5 protein-coding genes are annotated in these 7,360 nt (G+C 67.2%); 2 read left to right on the forward strand and 3 right to left on the reverse strand.

Annotation, left to right across the window (positions count from 1 at the left end):
• Positions 1 to 627: 627 nt before the first annotated feature.
• The 3 genes from QZY03_RS15405 to QZY03_RS15415 all read right to left on the reverse strand — a co-directional run bounded on the left by QZY03_RS15405 (position 628) and on the right by QZY03_RS15415 (position 4,064).
• The gene (locus QZY03_RS15405; RefSeq protein WP_295582525.1) at positions 628 to 2,145 is read right to left on the reverse strand and encodes an AAA family ATPase; all 1,518 of its coding nucleotides are present in this window, start codon (positions 2,143 to 2,145) and stop codon (positions 628 to 630) included.
• Between the two features lie 17 nt (positions 2,146 to 2,162).
• On the reverse strand, positions 2,163 to 3,290 hold the full coding sequence (locus QZY03_RS15410; RefSeq protein ID WP_295582528.1) for an FAD-dependent oxidoreductase: 1,128 nt from the start codon (positions 3,288 to 3,290) through the stop codon (positions 2,163 to 2,165).
• A gap of 123 nt (positions 3,291 to 3,413) precedes the next feature.
• The gene (locus QZY03_RS15415; RefSeq protein WP_295582530.1) at positions 3,414 to 4,064 is read right to left on the reverse strand and encodes an arylesterase; all 651 of its coding nucleotides are present in this window, start codon (positions 4,062 to 4,064) and stop codon (positions 3,414 to 3,416) included.
• Between QZY03_RS15415 and QZY03_RS15420 the strand changes: the two genes are divergently transcribed.
• Complete coding sequence (locus QZY03_RS15420) at positions 4,063 to 4,752, forward strand: ABC transporter ATP-binding protein (RefSeq protein WP_295582532.1); 690 nt, start codon at positions 4,063 to 4,065, stop codon at positions 4,750 to 4,752. The genes QZY03_RS15415 and QZY03_RS15420 overlap by 2 nt on opposite strands.
• Positions 4,749 to 7,274, forward strand: coding sequence for an FtsX-like permease family protein (locus QZY03_RS15425; RefSeq protein ID WP_295582534.1), 2,526 nt, complete (start codon positions 4,749 to 4,751; stop codon positions 7,272 to 7,274). Before QZY03_RS15420 ends, QZY03_RS15425 begins: the two co-directional genes overlap by 4 nt.
• Positions 7,275 to 7,360: the final 86 nt, after the last annotated feature.

The following is a 7,360-nucleotide window of genomic DNA, read 5'->3' on the forward strand; positions in this document are numbered from 1 at the left end:
ATAGGAAATTTAACGACCGGAGACCGGATATGGCTGCGATCTTAGCCGCGCTCAAGACCCCGGGCAAGCCGGTTGGCGGCGCAGTGGGGCGGTCGGGGTCTGCATCGGCCGACTTTGGGTACGAACATCCACCGGGCGCCGACCGGTTAGGCGCACCACCCACACGAGGCGCGTGTCGTAGGTCCTTCTTTTGGGAGCACATTGCGCCCAGTTTTGTTATTTTGCTGTGTCATGGTGTTTCGATGGGTTGTCTTACCACATTCCGCGCCTGAGTAGGAGCGGGCCATGCCCGCGATCTACCCGATTTACACACTTTTCGGACGCCTAGCGATCTTCTGTCGCGGGCATGGCCCGCTCCTACCGCTAGGGTAACCAGATCGCGTTCCAGAACGGATAATCTCCGACGCGCCGAACCAAGTAACAAGATAGATTTGTCCCTCAATCGAAACCCGCCCTTTGCGCAAAGCGGCATGCCCAGGTCTTGCCTGCATGGCAGCCTCCGTAGGAGCGCCCCATGGGCGCGAATTAGGATTACCCCATGGGCGCGAATTTGGGATTACCCCATGGGCGCGATTTAGGGGCGGCTCGTCGCGGGCATGGCCCGCTCCTACGAGTCATAAGCATTCTTCAATCGAACCGCACTTTCTGCGCGCTGGAGGCGGGTGTCGCCCGGTCCCAGGCCCAGTCGCGGATGAAGCGGATCTGTTCGTTCATGCTTTTCGACAGCGGCACCAGGGTGCGCGCGCGGGTCAGGATGTGCTCGGTGGTGAAGGGGCGCTGGTCGCGTTCCGCGTCGATGCGCCCGGCGATCACCGCTTGCTCGATTTCGGCGGCGGTCCACTCACGGCTGTCGCGCACCAGCCGTTCCAGGTCGAAGGCGGCCGGGTCGCCGTGGTTGTGACGGATGTGCACGGAGAGGATGGCGGCACGCTCCTCGTCGTTGGGCAGGTCGAAGAAGAAGACCTCATCGAAGCGGCCTTTGCGGATCATTTCGGCCGGCAGCGCCTCGATGCGGTTGGCGGTGGCGGCGACGAAGACCAGCGGGGGTTTTTCCTGCATCCAGGTCAGGAAGGCGGAGAGGATGTGGGAGGCGGCGTCGGCCTGTCCGGCGCCGCCGCCGAGGCCGTTCTCGATCTCGTCGATCCACAGCACTGCCGGGGCGACCGACTCGATGGTCCGCAGTGCCTTATGGAAGGTCGCCTGGGGGTTGCCGTAGAGGTCGGCATAGATCAGGTTCATGTCCAGCCGGAACAGGGGGACGCGCCAGGCATGGGCCACCAGCTTGGCACACAGGCTCTTGCCGCATCCGCTGATGCCCATGAACAGGAGCCCCTTGGGCACCGGCAGGCCGCTGTCCACCGTGCGTTGGTTGAACAGCGGGGTGCGCCGTTCGATCCAGTCCTTGAGGGCGGCCAGACCGCCGATCTGCTTCAAGTCCACCAGATCCGGGACATAGTCGAGAAAGCCGGCACCGCTCGCCGCCGCCTTCTTGGCCGCCCCGATCTCGGCCAGCATGGCATCGCGGTTGAGGTGCCGACCGGCCAGGATGCGGTACATGACGTGCTGGACCTCATCCAGGGTTAGTCCCCGCAGTGCGAGAGTCAGGGCGTCGCGGGCATCCTCCGGTAAGGGTTTGGTCGTGTAGCCGCTCCACACGGTCTGCACCTGATCCCCGATCTCCTGCGTGTCCGGCAGCGGCAGTTCAACCAGCAGTACGTTGGGTCGCAGCGACGGTGGGATGCTGACCTCGGACGCGACCATCAGGAGTGCGCTGCCCGGTCGGCCCATCAGGGTCGCGTGCGCGTCACGCAGGGCGCGCGCCACCTCCGGTCGTTCCAGGAAGGGGGTGAGATCCTTGAACAGAAAGAAGCCGCGCCCCGCCGTCGCGGCGGCCGTCTGGATGGCCAGCACCGGGTCGCGGGTGTCGGGCGCCCGCGCGGTCGGATCAGCGGAGGGCGCCGGTCGGGTGCCGCTGGTTTGGATCTCGAGTCCGCGGGTGCAGGTCCAGCTATAGAGTGCGATGGCGGGATCGAGGTCGACGGCCAGCCGGCGCACCCGTTCAGTCACGCGCGCTTCTTCGGCCGAGTGGACATAGATCAGGGGGTGGCGGCCGTCGATGGCGGCACGGAGCGGGTCGGTGAACACGGTGTCCTCCGGTCAGGTTACCGATACTGCCGCAGATACCACCACTCGAAGAAGCGCTTCATCCAGTGGAAAAGGCGCATGGAGGGCAAGACGAAATTGTATTTCTCGTTGCGGGCAACCAGCATGCCGCGGTCATTGGTGTCGACGATACACAACAACTCGACCTTATAGGTCTCCCGCGGCTCTCGTCCCATGCATTCGGCAGCCAGGTTGCGCGCGGCGGCGCGCGCCTGCAAGTCCGCCATGTGCGCTTGCTTGGGCATCCAATCCGGACCGGGGAAGCTGCCCGCGTCACCCGCCACATAGACGCGCTCGAACCCCGGCACGCGGCACTGGGCATCGGCCTGGAGCAGGCCGCCGGGGGAGCGCGGCAGGTCGGTGTTGTCGAACCAGGTGTTGCCGGTCATGCCCGGCATGAAAATGATCAGGTCGGCGTCGAAGGTGCCGCCCTCGGTCGTCACCGTTCGGTCGGTGAAGCCCTTGAGCTTGTGGCCGAGATGGGTCTCGATCCCGAGCCTGGCCATTTCCTTGAGCAGACTGCCGACCGCCTTGGGCCCCAGTCGGTTGCCGGGATTCGGCGCCGGGGTAAAGAAGACGAGCTTGAAGCGCTCGCGCCGGCCTTCTTTGCGCAATTGCTGGTCCATGCCGAAGAGGAACTCGAAGACGGGTCCGCCGCGCATGGAACTGGGCTCGTTGGGGTTGCCGGCGAAGCCCATGGCAATGGTGCCGCCCTCCATGGCGCGCACCCGGTCGCGGATGCGCTCTGCGGAGGCGATGCCCTCGCAGGGGGTGATGGCATGCTCGATCCCCGGCAGCTTTTTGATGAAGCGCCCGCCGCTGGCGATGATCAGGCCCTCGTTGGCGACCGGCCCGGCGCTGGTCTGCAAGGTACGGCCCCCATCGGTCAGCCCGGTCGCCTCGGCGGCAAGGTGAGTCACCCCCGTGCGCTTGAAGAATTGCTTGAGGTTGATCCGCAGGTCATCGCCGGTGCGCAGACCGCTGGGGACCCAGATCAGGGCGGGCAGGTAGACGAACTCGGCCTTGGGGCTGACCACCGTGAGGTCGGCACTCAGGCCCGACTCACGGAGTGTATTCACAGCGGTCAGGGCGCCGAAACCCGAGCCGACGATGGTGATGCGATGCATGGAAGACTCCGGGGGTGTCGTGATTAGGCGACAGAAATCGCCTTGTAACGAGTCAAGAATTAAGTTAAACCCAAACGACAACGAGTGTTTAGTGTATTTCTGACTCGTTCAATTGTCTTTCGGCTAGCCCGCACCCAGCAGCGGGGCCAGTACGGGCCAGACATTCTCCAGGATACGCGGTTGGGCCGCGGCCGTCGGATGGATGTCGTCGGCCTGCATCAGCCCTCGATCCTCAGCGACTCCCTCCAGCAGGAAAGGGACCAAGGGTACTCCGTGCGCGGCAGCCACTTCCTGGAACACGGCTTGAAAGGCCCGCTCGTAAGCCGCACCGTAGTTGGGCGGCAGACGGATGCCGATGAGCAGAACCTGACTGCCGGCCGCTTGACCGAGTTGCACCATGCGGGTCAGATTCTCCCGCAGGACCTCGGTCTTCAGGCCGCGCAGCCCGTCATTCGCGCCGAGTTCGATGAGCAGCAGCGCCGGGCGGTGACGCGCCAGGAGCGCCGGCAGGCGGGTCAGTCCACCGGCGGTGGTGTCACCCGAGATCCCGGCGTTGACGACGGCGTAGTTGAGGCCGCGTCCGCGCAGCCGCTCCTGCAGCAGCGCCACCCAACCGTCAGCCTGGGCGAAGCCGTAGGCGGCGCTCAGACTGTCTCCCAGCACCAGGATCGTCGGTGGTCCGCCCGGCGTCATGGTCGTTGCATCGCTCGCGCGGCCCGTACCGGCAATCGCCAGCACACTCGTAAGCACAGCAGTAAGCAATAGGCGCATCATGACAGGCATTCCGGTCGAGGTCGTAGTCCAGGCCCAAGGTTTAGGCAAGCATGTTAACGGTCCCAGCGGGGATCTGACCATCCTGAAAGGTCTCGATCTTCAGATCCAGGCCGGCGAGGCGGTGGCCATCCTGGGAGCCTCCGGCTCCGGCAAGTCCACGCTGCTTGGGCTATTGGCCGGACTCGACGGCGCCACCGCGGGCGACGTCTGGCTGTGCGGCCAGCGGCTCGACGGGCTGACCGAAGACGGGCGCGCAGCCTTGCGGGCCGGGCGCGTCGGTTTCGTGTTCCAGAGTTTCCAACTGCTGCCCACGCTCACCGCCCGCGAGAACGTCCTGCTGCCGTTGGAACTGACCGGCACCCGCGACGCCGAGACGCGTGCCGACGAGGCCCTCACGCGCGTCGGGCTCGCCCCGCGCGCCGGCCACTACCCGCGCCAGCTCTCGGGTGGGGAACAGCAGCGGGTGGCCATCGCCCGCGCCTATGCCCCACGCCCGGTCGTCTTGTTCGCGGACGAACCGACCGGCAACCTGGACCAGGCGACCGGCGAACACATCATCGACCTGCTGCTGGACCTGCGCGCCGAGGCCGGCGCGGCGCTGGTACTGGTCACCCATGACCCGGCGCTGGCCGAGCGCTGCGACCGCCGGCTGCGGATGCGCGATGGTGCCTTGGAGCGTATCGCATGACAATGGGAGCGCTCCTGAGGTTCCCCACCTGGCGCATCAGCCTGCGTCTGCTCCGTCGGGATTGGCGCAGCGGCGAACTCTATCTGCTGGCCGCCGCGCTGATCCTGACCGTGGCCGCCGTGACCGCCGTCGGGTTCTTCACCGACCGCATCGAGTCCGCCATGGTCCGTCAGGGCGGCGAGTTACTCGCCGCGGATCTGGCCGTCGACGGGTCATCCCGGCCGCCGGACGCGTACCTCAACCAGGCGGTCAGCCTGGGGTTGGAAAGTGCCCGCACCCTGGAGTTCCCGAGCGTGGTGATGGGCGCCGCCGGTGCCCAGTTGGTGCAGGTCAAGGTGGTGGACGCGGCTTATCCGCTGCGCGGCCGGCTGCGCCTGCGTGACGGCGTCACCGATCCGGAACGCACCGTCGAACAGGGGCCGCCGGCCGGTGAGGTCTGGGTGGAGGCCCGTCTGCTGCGGCTGCTGGAGGCCCGGATCGCTGATCCGGTCGGGCTGGGAGAGACCCGGTTGCGGATCGGCGCCATCCTGAGTTACGAGCCGGACCGGGGCGGCAACCTCGTCAATCTGGCCCCCCGGGTGCTGATGAACGACGCCGATCTGTCGGCGACCGGGCTGGTGAGCGAGGCCAGCCGGGTGCGGCACCGCCTGTTGTTGGCCGGTGAGGTCGATGCGGTCGCCGCTTTTTCCGCTTGGCTCAAGCCCCGTTTGCCGGCCAATCTCACGCTGGTCGACGGGCGCACCGCCCGGCCCGAGTTCGAATCCGCATTGGATCGTGCCTCGCGCTTTCTGCACCTCGCCACCCTGGTTACCCTGCTGGTGGCGGGCAGCGCCATCGCGCTCGCCAGCCGCCGTCTGGTGGAGCGCCAGATCGATGCGGTGGCGATCATGCGCTGTCTGGGCGCGCCGCAGCATCTGCTGCTGCGGGTTTTCCTGCTGCGGCTGGTCCTGTTCGGGCTGGTCGCCAGCCTGCTGGGGTCGCTGGTCGGCTGGGTCGGGCAGCTTGGGTTGGTCGCGGCCCTGGCCGACTGGTTCGGGACGGATCTGCCGGCGGCCTCGCTGACGCCGGTGGTGGTGGGCGTGCTCACCGGTCTGATCGCCTTGCTGGGGTTCGCCGTGCCGCCCTTGCTGCAACTTACCAGGGTATCACCGTTGCGCGCGTTGCGGCGCGATCTGGGCACCCCGCGCGCATCGGCCGCGGCGGCGGTGCTGGGGGCCTTGCTGGCGCTGGCGCTATTGGTGTTCTGGCAGGCGGGTGACGCGGTCCTGGCCGGTCAGCTCCTGGCCGGGGTGGCGCTGACCCTGGTCACGCTGATCCTGGCCGTTTTGGGTCTGGTGAAGGCGGCGAGCGGTCTGGCGGGTCGGACCCGCGGGGTCTGGCGGCTCGGGCTCGCGGCGCTCACCCGGCGGCCGACCTTTGCGGTGCTGCAGATCGCCGGATTCGGGTTGGGCATCCTGGCGCTGCTCCTGCTCGCGGTGGTGCGGGTGGACCTGCTCGAAACCTGGCGGCAGGGCCTGCCCGAGGGCGCGCCCAATCAGTTCCTGATCAATATTCAACCCCAGGAGGTCGAGCCGTTGCGCGCCTTCCTGGCGGAGCAGGGCATTGCCCAGGCGGAACTTTACCCGATGATTCGGGGGCGGCTGATCCGCATCGGCGAGCGTCCGGTGAACCCGTCCGATTACCCCAACCCGCGTGCCGAAAGCCTGGTTGCCCGCGAGTTCAACCTGAGTTTCAGCGATGCGCCCGCCTTGGCGGGCCGGACGGATAACCGTCTGGTCGCGGGCCAGTGGTGGGCGGCGGGGGAGACCGCGCCCCAGTTCTCGCTGGAGCAGGGACTGGCCGAGACGCTGGGGATTCAACTTGGCGACCGGCTGACCTTCTTCGTGTCCGGTCACGAGGTCAGCGCCCCGGTGACCAGTCTGCGCGAAGTCCGCTGGGACAGCTTCAACGTCAACTTCTTCGTGGTCTCCCCGCCCGCCTTGCTCGGGGTCGAACCGGCCACCTACATCACCAGTTTCCACCTGTCCGCGGACCGGGAGGCGGTGATCCCCGCGCTGATCCAACGTTTCCCCAGCGTCACCCTGCTGGACGTGGATGCCCTGCTGACCCAGGTCCGCGCGGTGGTCGACCGCGGGGTCCTGGCGGTGGAGTACGTGTTCCTGTTCACCCTGGCCGCCGGGGTGCTGGTCATGTTTGCCGGCATCCAGGCGAGTCTGGCCGAGCGCCGCGCCGAGCACGGCATCCTGCGCACCCTGGGCGCCGGCCGCAACGCCCTGCTCGGCAGTCTCGCGGTGGAGTTCACGGCCGCCGGGCTCCTGGCCGGGTTTCTCGCGTCCATCTTCGCCGAAGTCACCGGCTGGCTGCTGGCGGAGCAGTTGTTCGGGCTGCAATTCAGCTTCAACCCGCTGCTGTGGGTCACCGGTGTGCTGGGTTCCGGGCTGCTGATCGGTCTGGCCGGCACCCTGGCCACCTGGCCGCTGCTGATCCGGCCGCCATTGCAGACATTGCGCCGGGCGGCGTGAGTTCAGGGCGTACGGCGGGCCTTGATCATCAATCCGGCCAGATCCAAGCCGACACTCGTCGCGGCCGCGGGCCGCTCCTACCGTAG

The sequence above is a fragment of the uncultured Lamprocystis sp. genome, assembly GCF_903933125.1.
In the GTDB taxonomy this organism is placed as follows: Bacteria; Pseudomonadota; Gammaproteobacteria; order Chromatiales; family Chromatiaceae; genus Thiodictyon.